The 14,385-nt window shown below is 59.7% G+C and carries 15 protein-coding genes, 5 pseudogenes and 1 other annotated feature; of the genes and pseudogenes, 6 read left to right on the forward strand and 14 right to left on the reverse strand.

Annotated elements, in window-relative coordinates:
- Window positions 1-128: 128 nt before the first annotated feature.
- The 9 genes and pseudogenes from K3M67_RS18005 to K3M67_RS18045 form a co-directional block, all read right to left on the reverse strand.
- Window positions 129-1,352, reverse strand: a complete 1,224-nt coding sequence (locus K3M67_RS18005; protein ID WP_285833651.1) for a dipeptidase — start codon at window positions 1,350-1,352, stop codon at window positions 129-131.
- Window positions 1,352-3,735 (reverse strand): annotated as a pseudogene (locus K3M67_RS18010) (TonB-dependent receptor). The gene K3M67_RS18005 and the pseudogene K3M67_RS18010 overlap by 1 nt, the downstream one beginning before the upstream one ends.
- Window positions 3,736-3,922: 187 nt before the next feature.
- A pseudogene (locus tag K3M67_RS18015) lies at window positions 3,923-4,396 on the reverse strand (IS630 family transposase); the annotation flags it as partial.
- Window positions 4,373-4,740: pseudogene (locus K3M67_RS18020) on the reverse strand (transposase); the annotation flags it as partial. The pseudogenes K3M67_RS18015 and K3M67_RS18020, both read right to left, overlap by 24 nt.
- A gap of 186 nt (window positions 4,741-4,926) precedes the next feature.
- The gene (locus tag K3M67_RS18025) at window positions 4,927-5,265 is read right to left on the reverse strand and encodes a type II toxin-antitoxin system RelE/ParE family toxin (RefSeq protein WP_285833652.1); all 339 of its coding nucleotides are present in this window, start codon (window positions 5,263-5,265) and stop codon (window positions 4,927-4,929) included.
- Window positions 5,262-5,537 (reverse strand): type II toxin-antitoxin system Phd/YefM family antitoxin, encoded by a 276-nt coding sequence (locus K3M67_RS18030; protein ID WP_285833653.1) that lies wholly within the window; start codon window positions 5,535-5,537, stop codon window positions 5,262-5,264. Before K3M67_RS18030 ends, K3M67_RS18025 begins: the two co-directional genes overlap by 4 nt.
- A gap of 250 nt (window positions 5,538-5,787) precedes the next feature.
- Window positions 5,788-6,270, reverse strand: a complete 483-nt coding sequence (locus K3M67_RS18035; RefSeq protein ID WP_285833654.1) for a hypothetical protein — start codon at window positions 6,268-6,270, stop codon at window positions 5,788-5,790.
- Between the two features lie 170 nt (window positions 6,271-6,440).
- Window positions 6,441-6,686 (reverse strand): hypothetical protein, encoded by a 246-nt coding sequence (locus K3M67_RS18040; protein WP_285833655.1) that lies wholly within the window; start codon window positions 6,684-6,686, stop codon window positions 6,441-6,443.
- A 98-nt stretch (window positions 6,687-6,784) separates the two neighbouring features.
- Entirely contained in the window at window positions 6,785-7,351 is a 567-nt protein-coding gene (locus tag K3M67_RS18045; RefSeq protein WP_285833656.1) for a hypothetical protein, read from the reverse strand.
- Between the two features lie 44 nt (window positions 7,352-7,395).
- Between K3M67_RS18045 and K3M67_RS18050 the strand changes: the two are divergent.
- The 4 genes and pseudogenes from K3M67_RS18050 to K3M67_RS18065 form a co-directional block, all read left to right on the forward strand.
- A pseudogene (locus K3M67_RS18050) lies at window positions 7,396-8,397 on the forward strand (DUF885 domain-containing protein).
- A 50-nt stretch (window positions 8,398-8,447) separates the two neighbouring features.
- Window positions 8,448-9,676 (forward strand): IS3 family transposase gene (locus tag K3M67_RS18055; RefSeq protein ID WP_285833217.1). Its coding sequence is split into 2 segments (ribosomal slippage): window positions 8,448-8,736 and window positions 8,736-9,676, totalling 1,230 coding nucleotides; the frame shifts between segments, so codons are not numbered across the junction.
- Window positions 8,729-8,845 (forward strand) — a sequence feature (AL1L pseudoknot). It overlaps the preceding gene by 117 nt.
- Window positions 9,677-9,736: 60 nt before the next feature.
- On the forward strand, window positions 9,737-9,904 hold the full coding sequence (locus tag K3M67_RS18060; protein ID WP_353051193.1) for a DUF885 family protein: 168 nt from the start codon (window positions 9,737-9,739) through the stop codon (window positions 9,902-9,904).
- A gap of 314 nt (window positions 9,905-10,218) precedes the next feature.
- Window positions 10,219-10,389: pseudogene (locus tag K3M67_RS18065) on the forward strand (transposase); the annotation flags it as partial.
- An 82-nt stretch (window positions 10,390-10,471) separates the two neighbouring features.
- Here K3M67_RS18065 and K3M67_RS18070 read toward each other — a convergent pair.
- Together K3M67_RS18070 and K3M67_RS18075 are read right to left on the reverse strand one after the other, a co-directional pair.
- Complete coding sequence (locus tag K3M67_RS18070) at window positions 10,472-10,777, reverse strand: type II toxin-antitoxin system RelE/ParE family toxin (protein ID WP_285833657.1); 306 nt, start codon at window positions 10,775-10,777, stop codon at window positions 10,472-10,474.
- A complete protein-coding gene (locus tag K3M67_RS18075) occupies window positions 10,774-11,022 on the reverse strand; it encodes a ribbon-helix-helix domain-containing protein (protein WP_285833658.1) in 249 nt (82 codons plus the stop codon). Before K3M67_RS18075 ends, K3M67_RS18070 begins: the two co-directional genes overlap by 4 nt.
- Before the next feature lie 586 nt (window positions 11,023-11,608).
- Here K3M67_RS18075 and K3M67_RS18080 point away from each other — a divergent pair.
- Window positions 11,609-11,839 carry a hypothetical protein gene (locus K3M67_RS18080; RefSeq protein ID WP_285833659.1) on the forward strand — a complete coding sequence of 77 codons (231 nt, stop codon included), beginning with the start codon at window positions 11,609-11,611 and terminating at the stop codon, window positions 11,837-11,839.
- Window positions 11,840-12,045: 206 nt separating this feature from the next.
- Here K3M67_RS18080 and K3M67_RS18085 read toward each other — a convergent pair whose 3' ends face one another.
- Window positions 12,046-12,294, reverse strand: coding sequence for a hypothetical protein (locus K3M67_RS18085; RefSeq protein WP_145206932.1), 249 nt, complete (start codon window positions 12,292-12,294; stop codon window positions 12,046-12,048).
- Window positions 12,291-12,725: a putative toxin-antitoxin system toxin component, PIN family gene (locus K3M67_RS18090; protein WP_285833660.1), complete on the reverse strand. Its 435-nt coding sequence runs from the start codon at window positions 12,723-12,725 to the stop codon at window positions 12,291-12,293. The genes K3M67_RS18085 and K3M67_RS18090 overlap by 4 nt, the downstream gene beginning before the upstream one ends.
- A gap of 105 nt (window positions 12,726-12,830) precedes the next feature.
- On the opposite strand from K3M67_RS18090, the gene K3M67_RS21985 reads away from it, so the two are divergent.
- The gene (locus tag K3M67_RS21985) at window positions 12,831-12,983 is read left to right on the forward strand and encodes a hypothetical protein (RefSeq protein WP_502958924.1); all 153 of its coding nucleotides are present in this window, start codon (window positions 12,831-12,833) and stop codon (window positions 12,981-12,983) included.
- Window positions 12,984-13,159: 176 nt separating this feature from the next.
- On the opposite strand, the gene K3M67_RS18095 is transcribed toward K3M67_RS21985, so the two are convergent.
- A complete protein-coding gene (locus K3M67_RS18095; RefSeq protein WP_285833661.1) occupies window positions 13,160-14,215 on the reverse strand; it encodes a DUF7713 domain-containing protein in 1,056 nt (351 codons plus the stop codon).
- Window positions 14,216-14,385 lie beyond the last annotated feature (170 nt).

Raw genomic sequence — 14,385 nt, forward strand, 5'->3', positions numbered from 1 at the left:
ACCCGCTTGTCGATTCAGTGAATATATCGCTGTCTCTCGGCGGAGTCTTTCGTCGAGCCTGCTATTGTAATGCCATGCGGTGATCGCGCAGCGTCGGAGCCACCCTATGGGAGTATTCGAGCTTTCGTTCATTTTACTTTTCCGTCTTCCGCCGCCTTCAGCACCCGCAGCACGTTGCCGGACCAGATTTTCTGGATATCCGCCTCCGAATAGCCCGCCTTCAGCAAGGCGTTGGTGATCTTCGGGAGGTCTACCACATCCTCAAGACCGACCACGCCGCCGCCGCCGTCCCAATCCAGGCCAATGCCGACATGATCCGGTCCCACCACCCTGAGCGCATGGAGCATATGCGCCATGAAATTGTCGAAGGTCGCCTTGTCCGTTTCAGGATAGAGCCGATCGATCTCCTGCCGCTCGGCCAGTAGTTTGGCTCGCTTTTCGCGCGAGAGTTGCGCGTCCTCGCGCATTTGCCCCATAAGCGCCGCCATCGCCTTCTGGCGCTCCGGATTGGATCTGGACGCGCGCAGATAGGCGCCATAGGCGTTCATCTGGATCACCCCGCCCTGTGCCGCGAGCGCTTTCAGATGCGCGTCGTCGATGTTGCGCGGATGATCATAGATCGCCTTGCAGCCTGAATGGGTGAGCAACACCGGCGTCCTCGACAACATAAGAAGATCGTCCAGCACCTGATCCGAACTGTGCGACCCGTCCGGTACAATGCCGAGCCGGTTCATCTCCGCCAGCAATTCCTTGCCCAGCGGGCTGAGGCCGCCATAGCGCGGCTTTGTCGACGGATCGGTGGAACTGTCAGCAAACTGGTTATGCGCAAAATGAGCAAAGCCCGACACGCGCACGCCCATGTCATAAAAGGTCTTGAGCAGCGACACATCCTCACCCAGCGGATAGGCGTTTTCGATCGACATATAGACGACTCGCTTACCCGCCGCCCCGATCGGCGCGGCGTCCTTCGACGCTGTCGCAAGCTCGAAATTGGAAGGGTCCGCCGCGACCATCGACCGGATCGCCATACCGCGCAGCAGCGCGAAGTCGCGCGATTGGCGGAAGCCGTCGACCGTCAGCGCCCCCTGCGGCGTGTAGATCGCCCAGAAACCGCCGTCCAACCCGCCCTTCTTCATCCGGGGCAGGTCCACCTGGGTGTAGTCGGTATGCACTTCATGCCCCTCCTTGATCGACCAGCCGGGCAGGTCGAGCGAAGCGGGCGTGTCGAGATGACTGTCCAGTGTCAGCATCTTCTGATGCAGCTGATAAACCTTCTTCGACACTTCTTGCGCTGCCGACGCGATCGGGAGCAGCGCGACCAGCGCTGCTCCGGTAACAAAGGAAAGCCGCATCAGATCTCCCCGGAAATGGTGAACTGGAAGGTGCGTGGGGACAGCGGCCGGAACGCCCCGTCGCCAGACACCGCCGAGGATATGAAGGAGAGCGTATCCTTGTCGAAAATATTGTCGACATTGAATCGCGCCTTGAGGCTCTTCAACGGGCCGACGCTGAAGCCGTCGCCAATGTCGACATAGGCGCTGAACACCGTATAGCCCGGCACGCTCGATCCCGTGCTGTTGGTGAAGGTCGACCAGCGCTTACTGGTATATTTGCCGGAGAAATTGGCGACCAGCCAGCTTGCCGGTTCCACCGTCACGCCGCCGCCGACGATCCATTTCGCGCTGTCTGGCAGGAATTTTCCCGCGATCGGGATCACGGTCGACGCGATGATGTCATCCTTGAACTTGGCGTTGTTGTAGGTGACGTTGAGGTTGCCATAGGCAAAGCCGTTCAGGAAAGCGGGCTTGTAGGTGCCCGCAAATTCCGCGCCATAGGCCCGGACCCGGCCGACATTCTGGTAGAAGGTTTCGGTTGATGCCCCGCCGCCTTCGACAAAGGTGGTGATTGACTGAATGCGGTTGGCGAACTTGGTGTAGAAGGCCGCGAGCGAGGCATAGAGCTGGCCCTGATTGGTGCGGATGCCCAGTTCCATATTCTTCGAGCGTTCGGGCTCGGGCTGCGGCACCAGCGCAGACGTGCCGGGTCGGGTGACGGCATAAATGTCGTCCATCCCCTTGGGCAGTGCCATATTCTCCGCATAGGAAGCAAAGACCTGCGACCGGCCGTCCAGCTTGTACAGCAGGCCCGCCATCGGCAGGAACATGTCGCGATAATGGGCGCTGTTGGTCGACGGACCCCAGCCCGGCACGCCGACGCCATTCACGACGCGATAATAATCATCAAAGTCGCGATAGCCGCTCAGTCGATAATCCATCATCAGCCCCTTGAAGCCGAGATCGAGCACCAGCCGGTCATCGGCCAGCTTAATCGTGTCTTTCAAAAAGATTTGAAGGGTATCGCGCTGCGAGCGATAGTCGCGGCGCAAATAGACCAGTTCGTCCAGATTGGGCGCGCTGTCGGGCGCGCCATCGGTGGTGTTGTAGCGCGCCTGGGTGCGGTGATATTTGTCGACCTCGGCCCAGGTGCCCGCTTCCAGCGCGTTGCTTCCGATGTCCCAGTGCAGTCTGCTGGTGATGCCATAACGGTCGCCGCCGACGCCGGAGAGGCCATATTGCACGCCCTTGGGTGCGTTGACCGCCAGCCCCGCCTGACGCTGCGGCGAGTAGCGGCTCAGCGAATTGGCATAGCCGTCAGGCGACACGCCATAGCCGTCCTTATCTTCCCAATAGACGGTGGATTCCGCCCAGACGCCGTCCGCTATGCCGATATGGAAGGTTGCACCATAGAGCCGGTCCTTGCGGACGTTGATCGCCAGATTATAGACGGCAGTGTAGGCGGCGTTGGAATAATAAACCCCCGGTGCCGTAGCGAGCGGCGCGAAACCGACCGTCGTGTTCGGCACATTTGCGATATAGGCATAATCGCGGCCACACAGGCCAAGCGCATTTTTCGCGGTACAGTTATATTGGGCGCGGGTGATGGTGGGCGAATCATAGTCGAAGAAATCGTTCGACACGAATTTGAACCGCGCCCAGCTGTCGCCGCCCAGATCGGCGTGGATCTGCCCTTCCCAATGTTCGCGGTCCACGGTGCCGGGGCCGCGCCACAGGTCGCTATTGAGCTTAGTGCGACTGACATAGCCTTGAACGGACCGACCTGCCCGGTGCTGGCGCGGATGAAGGTGCGCTTCATGTCGAAATCGCCGAAGCTTTGCGACACGAACAGGCCCATCTCGTCCTGCGGAGCGATGCTGTTATATTGCACCACCGGGCCGAGCGAGGAATAGCTGGGCAGACCGACATCCCCTGCGCCGACCGAAGCGACGACCGCGCCCAGATTTTCATTGTCGACATACCGGAATACCGGGCTGCCGCCGAATGCGTCGCTGCGCCCGGTCGGAATACCATCCACCACGAACCCGATCTGGTCGAGGTTGAACGCGCGGGTCTGGACACTGTTGCCGAACTCGTAAAGGCCGAGCGCACCGTCCGTCTGCACGTTGAAACCGGGTAACTGCTCCAGCATCTTCAGTCCCGAAATACCCGATGGTGCCGACAGCAGCGCCTCGCGCGTAACCGCGACGACATTGCTGATTTTGTCCTCGCCAATCGCTTCGGAAGATTGCGAGACCCTGCGACCTGTGACAGTAATCGCGTCACTCTCCTCGACCGCAGCCGGATCCTGTGACCAAGCGGCAGAAGGGAGGCCTGCCACGGAGCAGGAGAGTAGCAGTGCCGCACGAGAGGCGCGACGGACATTAGAGATCGAAGGCATGTTGGCTCCCTTATGGCCCGTCTAGCGGGCGTCACGAGCCTCTCAGGAGCGCATTCCCAAGGGTGCGCCTATCCACTCCGGTCTCTGCTCTCCTGGCAAATGTTCGGTCCGCCGGATGAGTACATAACATATGCGAATCGAAACGAAGCGATTGGCAAAATCCGCCACTTATACCAACCCGCATTGATCACGACCCATGTGCCCATCTGCGGCGTCCGATCGTCATGATACGCCACGGCTGATCAACGAGCCTGTTCCAGGCTTTGCAGCAAAGGTCGATGATGTTGTCGTGGGACGTGAAGATCCGGTTGGACAGCCAGTTATCGCGCATGAACTGCCAGATATTTTCGACCGGGTTGAGCTCCGGACATTTCGGCGGCAGGGGAACGATGCTGATATTCTGAGGCGCGTCCAGCTTTCCGGTCATGTGCCACCCGGCCTGATCCATCAGCAGCACTCAGTGGGCGCCAGGTTCGATGGCGAGCGATATCTCCGCCAGGTGCAGCGACATGGTCTGGGTGTTGCAGAACGGGAGGACCAGGCCCGCCCCCTTGCCAAGTTCGGGGCAGATGGTGCCGAAGATGTAGGCTGATTTCGTCCTCTGATCTTTGGGCGCCGACGGCCGGGTGCCGCGCCTGGCCCAGCGGCGGGTGATCTTGTTCGCCAGTGCGATCGCCACAAGCATCCGCGGCTTCCTGGCTGAGATGCGCGCCAACCACGATCCTTTTTCAATCGTTTTGCACCCCCCAGCTGGTTCAGGCGTTACATCGCGCCGATGATCAGCAGCCGGCGAATGTCGGACTGCCCAGCCTTGGACATTCCCCCGAGCCGCTCTTTTCCTCCTGAAAAGAACTGACGTGGGACCAAGCCGAGCCATGCAGCAAAGTCACGTCCACATCGGAAGCTTTCCATCGGTGGTGCGAAGGCTTCGATCGCTAAGGAGGTCAGTGGCCCAACACCAGGTATCGTTTGCAGTCGGCGCGCGGTCTCGGCCGCCGCGGCGAGGTCTATCGTTCGACTCCTCAATTGAAGGAGTCGAAAGGGACTGCCTGTGCCGGGGCCCGCTCAAGCCAGGCGCTTCGTCGGCATGATCAGCGTAATATCAAATCTGGGCGCCACTCCCGCGCAGCGGACTCGTACAAGTCCCCGTTTCGACGGCAAACGGACCTCCAACTCGTATGTTTTATGTCCTTATCGGCCCAGCAATCGGCGTTCCAACAGCGCCTGCATATCTCGCCGACCATCCGCAATGAGGAGAACAATTACGCGGTTCCCCGTCACACGGTAGATCAGCCGATAGGGATGGAGGAGAAGCTGCCTAAATTCCCTAATCCCGAGTGCTTCCAGTTCCTTCGGCACGCTGCCGCGGAGCGGGAATTGCTCCAGCGCTTCGATCTTCTCCAAGAATTTTTCCAGGAGCGCCGCAGCGTCATCGCTGGACCGATGGTCGGAGAGATAGTCGAATATTGCTTCGAGGTCGGCTTCCGCACCGTGGGTAAGCTCAACTTCATACCGTCCGGTCCCTGTCAACTGGACGCAGCCTTCTTCCTGAGCCGAGCAACAACCGAGCGTGCGGGCTTCGTACGCCCCGCTTCGATATCCTGGTTTCCGATCGCGAGCAACTTGAGGAGCGCCAATGCCTCCTGCGTTTCCTCAAAGGTCGCAACATCTTGGATGACAGCCTTGGCTTCGCCATTCTGCGTGATTACCAGCGGCTCACGCCGTTCTGCGAGGTCGAGCAGCACCTCAGCAGCATTCGCCTTCAAATAGCTGATTGGCTTCACCTGACTCGAATATCGCATGCACGACCTTAAAAGACCAAATTCGAACTAAATATAGTCCGATCGCTGACACGCCGCAAGGCCGACAGAGCACGGTCAATGAAAATTCCCGTTCTTCGCCAGGGGTCGTTCCTGCACCTGACCGATATGCAAATCAGGCGCGAGGATATCGCGCGCTGAAAAGCATTCTCGGAAAGAACGACTCCCGGACCTGTAGTCTTTGTTGCCGTCACACTGGCGCCCGATCTGTCTCGGGCGGTCAAATGGCTGTCTAGCGGGCTTCCAGCGCGCGATGCGCTCGTGCCATGAATGACGTCACCTCGTCCTTGCTGAGGACATGCGTGGGCTCATAGGATATCCCTCGCCGGCGGGCCAGCCGCCATTCGTCGACATACAGCGCCTTTTCCGGCCCGAACTGTTGATGGACGAAATGCGCGAGCTGGGCCGGGCCTCGGGCGCCATAGGCTTCACGGAACAGCGCGATATCGACGATCTGCGATCCCATCATGACCCAGAGATGGTTGATCCCGGGCGTCAAATTCTTTGCGTTGTCCAGCGCGTCGGCCAAGCGCAGATCATCCTCGAACGCATCGTGGCCTTCGATGCGAAGCCGACCGGCCACCACCTGAAAGGGTGCCTCCCAATCGCCGAGCAGATGGACCGCATAGGCACAGGTCAGAGCCGCTCGATCGACCGCCTTGGGCATGACGCGGAGAAGTTCCAGGGCTTTACGGGTCAGGATTGCGCCAGCCACCTCATCGGGCGTCCAAGCCTTGAACGCCTTAGCCGCGGGCCAGCCATGTTGCGCCGCGACCCATTTGCCCAGTTCGGTCAGATCCTTCGCTATCGTCTGGCGCGCCTAGCCGATCAGGCGCGGCGATGCCAGCCCAAGGCCGGGCGCGAGATCGGTCTTGGCACAAGCCACTAATCCTGCTCGCCGAGAATGACATCGATCATGGCACGCCATGCATCGGCCGCGCTATTGTAACGCACAAGTTCATTATATCCCGCGCTCACCACTGCATCCGTCGGTTCTCTGATCGCCCCGATCGCTGCGCGCGCATTGTCCCTGTACATGCGGCGCAGCAGCTCGGCATCGGGATCATCCCAATCCCATTCCGGCTGAACGGATTCATACATGGCGCGCGCTGCGCGTTCGATTGTGCCCAAGCCGACTTCTCCTGAAATCTCCACTTGGCATTAGACGGCACGCCAGGCACGGGCGCAACGGGCAACCGCACCCGAGAGTGTTGAAGAAGAAAATGTCTTTAGAACAGCCTGACGCCCAGATCGGGTGCGCCATGCGACAGCCCGGCGCTGCCATACGATCCGAGCGACAGGCGGTTCGTGAGACCCGCGTTGATCCCGGTCGAGATCTGCTGCTGGTCGGGGGCGGGGCGGCTGAGGCTCTGGGCATAATCGTAGGAAATATGTCCCCGCAAGCCAGCGGCAATCTGCCCGGCGACGCCGGTCCGAGCCGAGAGGGTATTACGCAGGTCAAAACTCTCCGGGTCCCCCGATATGGTGTAGGAAAGATCGGCAAAGGGCGTAACGCGGCCGAAGCTTTTCGCCAGCTCTGCGCCCACCATATAATCTGGCTTGCCGGTCCCCAATTTCTTGCGCTGCGACGCCGTCAGCAATTTCACCTGCCCCATCAGAGTCAGTCCAACGCCGGAAAGGGGCACGAAATAGGATGCGCCCAGTCGCACATCCCCTGGCCCCTCGCGGCGCACGCGGGTCGCCGGCTGACTTGGATCGACGATGACACGAAAGCCAAAGAGCCCACCGCTGCCGCCCACGACATTGCCGGGGGCGTCAATGCAGAGATAGGGCACCTATCAGATCGTCCGTTCGGATGAACTGGAACATCAACGACCAGATGCGGCTGTCGGCAGGCGTGGACAATATAGCGGGCAACCCACTCTACGCTGCGTTCGCGAACATCCCCGACAGCATCCCCGCCGCCGACCAGGCCGCACTCCGGACTCAGGGCGAAGCCGCGATCCGCCAGTTCGCGGCCCCCGCCTTCGCGAAGTTCGCCGCCTTCATGCGGGACGACTATATTCCCCATGCCCGCACCTCGATCGCGGCCGAAGCGCTCCCCGACGGCAAGGCCTATTATGCCGCGAAGGTTCGGGAATATACCACCCTCGACCTCACGCCCGACCAGATCCACGAGATCGGGCTCGAAGAGGTCGCGCGCATCGAAGGCGACATGAAGGCGACGATGAAGCAGGCAGGCTGGACCGGCGATCTGCCGGGCTTCATCCACTTCCTCAAGACCGATCCGCAATTCTACGCGAAGACCCCCTATGAACTCGTCGCCAAATCGACCTACGTCGCCAACAAGGCTTATGGTCAGCTGAAATACACGCTGGGGATGCTCCCGCGCCGTCGCTTTTCGATCGTGCAGACGCCCGCCAACATGGCCCCGCTCGCGGCCTCGGGTAATGGTGCGGTGGATACCTGCATGATGAACACCTATGATCTGCCGTCGCGCCCGCTTTACACCCTTCCCTCGCTGACCCTGCACGAATGTGTTCCCGGACACAGCCTCCAGTTCGGGCTGGCCCAGGAAGGCCCGCAGCGTCCGCAGATCCGCAAGGCTAGCTTTTTCTCCGGCTATGGCGAAGGTTGGGGTCTCTACGTCGAGTGGCCGGGCACCAAGATGAGGATCTACGAGACCCCCTAAGAGGAATTTGGCCGCGAATCCTACGAGATCTGGCGTACCGCACGGCTGGTGATCGACACCGGCGTACACCACAAGGGCTGGAGCCGGCAGCAGGCGATCGACTATCTCGCGCGCCATACCGCCTTGTCGGACCTGGAGGTGACGACCGAGGTCGACCGCTACATCAACACACCGGGACAAGCGCTCTGAAGCGCCCCGGCTTTTCAGGAGGCTCCAACTTGTGAGAAGGAGCATCCGTGATGAGCAAGACGACGAACAAATTTTCTCCTGAGGTCCGCGAGCGGGCGGTCCGTATGGTGGCGGAGCAGCGAGCTGAATATGGCTCGGAATGGGAAGTGATGAAGTCGATCGCGGCGAAGATCGGCTGCTCGCTGGAGACGCTGCGCCGCTGGTGCCGCGAGGAGGCGAGCCGACGAGCGGGGCCAGCGGCGCTTGCCGCCGATGACCGGGAACGGCTGAGGCTCCTTGAGCGCGAAGTGAAGGAACTGCGCAGGGCCAACGAGATTTTGCGCAAGGCATCAGCATATTTTGCGATGGCGGAGCTCGACCGCCCCGGCAGATGATGATGGCGTTTATCGACGCCCATCGCGAGGATTTGGGGATCGAGCCGATCTGCCGCGAGCTGGCAATCGCCCCTTCCTCTTATCGTGAACATGCCGCGCGCCGTGCCGATCCCGGAAGGCGTCCGGCACGTGCCCGGCGCGATGAGGAGATCAGGGAGCAGATCAAGCGGGTCCATGAGGCCAGCTTCGGCCTCTATGGCGCACGCAAGGTCTGGCACCAAATGCGGCGTGAAGGCATCATGGTGGCGAAATGCACGGTGGAACGGCTGATGCGCGCCATGGGGCTGGCGGGCGTCCGGCGTGGAAAGAAGACGATCACCACCATCAGCAACCCGAAGGCGCCGTGTCCGCTGGACAAGGTCAATCGGGAGTTTCGGGTCAGCCGGCCCAACGCTCTGTGGGTTGTCGATTTCACCTACGTGCATACCTGGGCGGGCTTCGTCTACGTCGCCTTCGTGATTGACGCTTTTGCTCGGCGGATTGTGGGGTGGAAGGTCAGCACATCAGCCACTGCAGGCTTCGTTCTGGATGCTCTGGAGCAGGCGATTCATGCCCGCAGGCCAGGTCCCGATGACGGGCTGATCCACCATAGCGACAGGGGAGTTCAATACCTCGCGATGAACTATACCCAGCGCTTGGCCGAGGCCAAGCTCGTTCCCTCGGTTGGTAGCGACGGCGACAGCTACGACAACGCCTTGGCCGAGACGATCAACGGCCTTTACAAGGCCGAGGTCATCTGGCGGCAGCGGTCATGGCCAAGCGTTTCGGCCGTGGAAATGGCAACGCTGCGCTGGGTCGATTGGTACAACAATCAGCGGCTCTTCGGCCCTATCGGGCACATCCCACCCGCTGAGGCCGAAGACAATTACTATGCAGCACTCGAGAACCTCAATATGGCTGCATAGCCCAATGAAAACCGCCTCCTGAAAAGCCGGGGCGCTTCACTCGCCTATAAGCTCGGCGAGATGCTGTTGCGCCGCAAGCGTGCGGAAGCCGAAGCGAAACTCGGCAGCGCCTTCGACCAGCGCTGGTTCCACGACACGGTGCTCGGTCTAGGCCCCGTGCCGCTGCCGACCCTCGAGCGCGTGATCGACGAATGGATCGCCGCCGGCGGCAAGAATCCGAACGGCTGAGCCGCATCGCTTCGACGGCACTCGCCGTTCCAATGTCCACTCATTGGGGCATCCTGGCCGTCGAACGAATGATCGACGACGGCCATATTGATCATCGGCGGTCGAAAATGGGCGCACAGGCGTCATGCCGACCCGCTGCCTGAGCATGTTCGCTCGACTGCCCGCATCACGCCGCCAGCGCCGACAGAACCTCGTCGCCGCGGGCGCCCACCCAAAAATGGAGCTGTACCGATGCCCGCATCCTGAACCTCAAACCGAAAAGTGGGAAATATTACTTTGCCCGTTCCGGGGAAAATTACTGTGCCGTTGACACCCTCACCTACCGTGCGACCGTCGATCAGCCACATCGCTTCGTCCATTCCAAGGCGGTCGGCGCGCATGTCGGTTTAACGCCGCGGCGCTATCTGTCGGGCGAGATCGATTATGACGGAGGCATCTCCAAGTCCGGCGACGCGATGCTGCGAACGATGCTGTTGAACTCGGCCGGGCCAATATCTATCAACCATGGCCACGAAGACGTTTCCACATAGCCTGGGTCGACAGCAGAAACGGCAATCACAAGCCAATTCAAGAGTTCTGAACAATCGGTGCCAGGTCGCGAAACGCATTGATGACGCGCTGGACGGTGACGACTTTCCCGTCCACATTATACGCGATCAATAATCGGCGCTCCAATGTCAGCGTCCGCAGACCTGCCACCAAGTCATCGCGGGGAGATCCACGATGGGGGAAATCGGCCAACGCTGCAATGCGTTCTTCAATTCCGGTTAGATAACCGTCTGCCGTGGGAGTATCGGCTTCCACGCTCACCCATCGGTGAAGTGCAATCAAATCCTCGACCGCCAAAGCCGACAGTTGCACATTATAGGTCATGCCTTGGCGATCGAGGCCCTAACCTGTGCAAATGCCTTGTCGAGCGGCATGGAGGGGCGAGGATCAGCTAGGGCTTCTGCAACGCGGACGCGCACCAGTTCATCCAATACAGCCTCTTCGCGATCCAGCGCGCGCAAACCCGCTCGCATCACTTCGCTCATAGAACCATATCGGCCAGACGCCAGATGGCGTTCGGCGTGCGATGACATTTCGCCGAGTGTTATCGTGATTGCCTTCGCAGCCATGCCTACCTCCATCACAATATGATTTTATCATATCACAACTTCGATGCGAATGCTAGTGGCTGGACCGGCAATGCTCCGGTGTCGGGGCCGGCGACGGGAAACGAGCGAGGCTGGCCGATATTCCTCGCTCCGCTCTTGTGGGTTGGCCTTCTATCACATTCAGCACTATCGGACCGTGTCATATTGGGGCGTTTGCACCACGGGCAGCAAGTATCGCGACTCAGGAACGGTATGAGCAGCAACGAGATCAGACCGCCTGGTCGCAAGTCCGATCCTGCGATGAACGGTTGCCCGGCCGCGCCGAGATGCACTTTGATTCGAACGCGCGGGGGCGTATCTTTTACTTGGGTCTGTAATAATATTTAATTCATATTAACTAACTCAATAGCATTCGCTCCTTTCGCAGGTCATGCAGCGCAGCCGTTCCGCGCACTATGGCGCCCTGGAGGCAGCCAACAAGTGAAACGAGATCACCGGCTGGCTAACCTACTTTGCGCAAACGGTACTGGACGCTCAGGAACACAGCCTCGCGCTGATCGACCTCCTCCTCGCGAAGGTCAAATTCTACGACCGCTTCCGCGATCAGATGAACGAACGGCAGGCGCGGGTCATCGCCCGCATGTTCAGGGAAGGGATTGACGGCTTTACGGACGGACTCAGCGCGGCCAATTACATCACGATCACCGGTACCTCGCGTGCGACCGCCACTCGCGACTTGCATGAACTCGTCGCGATGGGAGCGCTGACACAAACGGGCATGCTCAAATCGACACGCTACCAGTTGGCCATCACGTTGTGCCTGACATCCGTGTATTAGACACACCCGGTCAAATTAGCCGTTCAAATTTGCTTGCCCGCCCTGGAATGGGAAGAGCAAATTTCGCTTGCCAAATTGTTCCCAGGATGCAGAAAGTTTTCCAAAATCTGTTGGAACTAAGTCACTTTATGGGTAGCACCCGTGCGTACGGTGAATTGCCTGTGCGCAAGGGTGCATTACCCCCCCGTTATTGAGCCGAAGCTCCATCAATGCGTTCCAGGCAACTCGTCACCGTCAAGCGGAGGCCGATCTGGCACCTGCGCGAGGATTGCAAGCGCAGCAGCCGGATTTGCGCGTTCGGCACGGAGCCGGATATCTGCCGTTGCCCTCAACTCCCCTACCCGCTCCGCAATCAGCGACGACAGGAACTGGTTGAGCGACGTACCGTTCAGCTCCGCGAGATGCTTGGCTTCCGCCATAACATGATCCGGCAGCCGCAAAGGATAATTGCTCATTTCGTCTCTCCTCCTTCGAGGCGTAAAAACAACTCACCAGGCTTGATCACATCTACCCGGTATAATTCCCGTGCCGGCAGAAAGTCCCGCACGTTCATGGTGACGATGGCATCCGCCCCGGCCTGGACCGCGCACTCCAGAACCATATCGTCCGCCGGATCGCTCAGCATCGGACGAAGCCTAGTCCTGATCGGCATTATCCGCCGCGCCTGTCCGACGACAGCATCTAACACTTGGTCCAACTCCTCCTTCGACGCCCAACTCGCCTCGCGCATCGCTGCTCGATTGAGCACAGCTTCATATTCCAACACCAGCGCGACAGACACAGCGTATGGGATTTCGCCTTTCAGCGCGCTCTGGACGATTGGATACGATGCTCCAGACCGCGACCAGAGCGCGGCGACAAGAATGTTCGTATCCAGCACATACATGACGTCATATATAACGTCATAATCTGCGCTGCGCTACATTTTGGATGCCGTAGCTGCTACGACGGATCAGGCGCGCCGACATCGCTCGATACGCTGGTATCGCTGATTGATTGGCACGCGGTCGCGGCTCTTCTCGATCCGCTTTATCCGGCCTCCAAAGGTGAGCCCGCCTGGCCGCCCCTGGCAATGTTTACGCAAAATCCGACGCTTATACACTTAATAGAAAATTTTATTGCGCTTTTTCAAAGTGTTGCTTAGCGGCACTTTTTGCTTCGCGGTCCCGTGGACCCCGCCTCCACCGCCCGAACCGGCCAAGGCTGATCCAGGTGGCAAGGTGCAGCGGGAGGACCCGGAATCCGGCTTTTGGCCTGACTATATTCCGCCGGATGATTGATCGTATGGGACGAGGAGAAGGATGGTCGGCCTGCTCTCCCTCAAACTTCGTCGCTGGGTTCTTCAATTTCTAGGTGCATCTTCCACCCCTCAAAGGTCATCAGCATGCGGCCGAATTCGTCCCAACTCACCTCGCGTCCGTCGATTACCAGCACGGGCAGACGATCGGCGGCTTCGGGATCGCAGCTGATCTGCCCGCGCACCGTCGTTCCAGAAATTCCCAGTCCCTGTTCCCCTTCGACCAGGTAGGTGGTCGAAAGATCACGACGCATCCGCTCGAGGAGCCGCTGCATCAGTATGAAGGGGGCGGCGTCGGCGGAACCATGGACCCGGAATTCGTAACCGATGCGTTCTCGGCCTTTGACCTCGAGAGCTTCCAGCGACAGCATTGAGCTCAAATGCCGCAGCACAAAATGAAAGTTATGCGGGTTGCCGCGTGCATCGGACATATGAACCGGCTGGAAGGCGACATGGTCAAACTTTGAGCCGGCTTCACGGGCGATCTCCTCATTGCAGCAACGGCTGCAGAGATTTCGATATCCGATATCGTTGCTGCCGAAGTAGGTCATCTCAAAATCCGGCACGGCGGTGCGGCATTGCTCGCACGGCACCTCATGAATGGGTGCTTCGCTCAACTCATCTTCGTCCGTCACTGTGTCGTCCAGGGGCAAGCCGACTTCCTCGCACCAGCTTCTCACTGCCGCCTCGGTTTCGCACGCCTCATAGGCGTACCAACACTCAAGCTTCCCCTGAGCCTGAACCAGATCTTTGAACCGCCTGTAGGCCCCCTTGCGCCGGAAAATGTCTCTGGCCTCGCCCAGCAGTGCGGGCAGTTCATCGGCGACAAAATTCAACGCCAGCGGTTTTCCAAGATCAAGGTCGTGCTTGTGCGGAACGGCGACAAAGCCCGCAGCCACGGGATCATCAGGCAACTCCGCCGTGTGTTCAGATCCCAGGCCCTCGTCCATGCACAGGATGCGCCCTGTTCGCTTGCAGATATAGGCCTGAAATTCATGAATTTGCGATGCGCTGACAAATTCGACGGCCTCGATCACGTCGCTTAGGATCAACGGCGCAGATGGAGTAATTTCAGGCATTTATGCGCGACTCGCTAAATGGCAAGGTTTCGATCATCTTGTAGCGCCTGTGATACGCCGGCAAGACAGCCCAACGTGCGCCCGGTGGCGAGAAGATGCAATTCATGTCCAGCCGCCACAACGACGCTCCCGATGGGCCGATCCGCTGCTCCCAGATTGCAGACAGTTGA

It is taken from the genome of Sphingobium sp. V4 (assembly GCF_029590555.1).
Lineage (GTDB): Bacteria > Pseudomonadota > Alphaproteobacteria > Sphingomonadales > Sphingomonadaceae > Sphingobium.

What these genes read in the sequence shown, in the direction of transcription:
- K3M67_RS18095 (WP_285833661.1), bottom strand. Translation starts at nt 14,215, where the DNA reads ATGCCTGAAATTACTCCATCTGCGCCGTTGATCCTAAGCGACGTGATC.
- K3M67_RS18090 (WP_285833660.1), bottom strand. Translation starts at nt 12,725, where the DNA reads ATGTATGTGCTGGATACGAACATTCTTGTCGCCGCGCTCTGGTCGCGG.
- K3M67_RS18005 (WP_285833651.1), bottom strand. Translation starts at nt 1,352, where the DNA reads ATGCGGCTTTCCTTTGTTACCGGAGCAGCGCTGGTCGCGCTGCTCCCG.
- K3M67_RS18080 (WP_285833659.1), top strand. Translation starts at nt 11,609, where the DNA reads ATGAACGAACGGCAGGCGCGGGTCATCGCCCGCATGTTCAGGGAAGGG.
- K3M67_RS18070 (WP_285833657.1), bottom strand. Translation starts at nt 10,777, where the DNA reads ATGACCTATAATGTGCAACTGTCGGCTTTGGCGGTCGAGGATTTGATT.
- K3M67_RS18060 (WP_353051193.1), top strand. Translation starts at nt 9,737, where the DNA reads ATGCTGTTGCGCCGCAAGCGTGCGGAAGCCGAAGCGAAACTCGGCAGC.
- K3M67_RS18085 (WP_145206932.1), bottom strand. Translation starts at nt 12,294, where the DNA reads ATGAGCAATTATCCTTTGCGGCTGCCGGATCATGTTATGGCGGAAGCC.
- K3M67_RS18030 (WP_285833653.1), bottom strand. Translation starts at nt 5,537, where the DNA reads ATGCGATATTCGAGTCAGGTGAAGCCAATCAGCTATTTGAAGGCGAAT.
- K3M67_RS18075 (WP_285833658.1), bottom strand. Translation starts at nt 11,022, where the DNA reads ATGGCTGCGAAGGCAATCACGATAACACTCGGCGAAATGTCATCGCAC.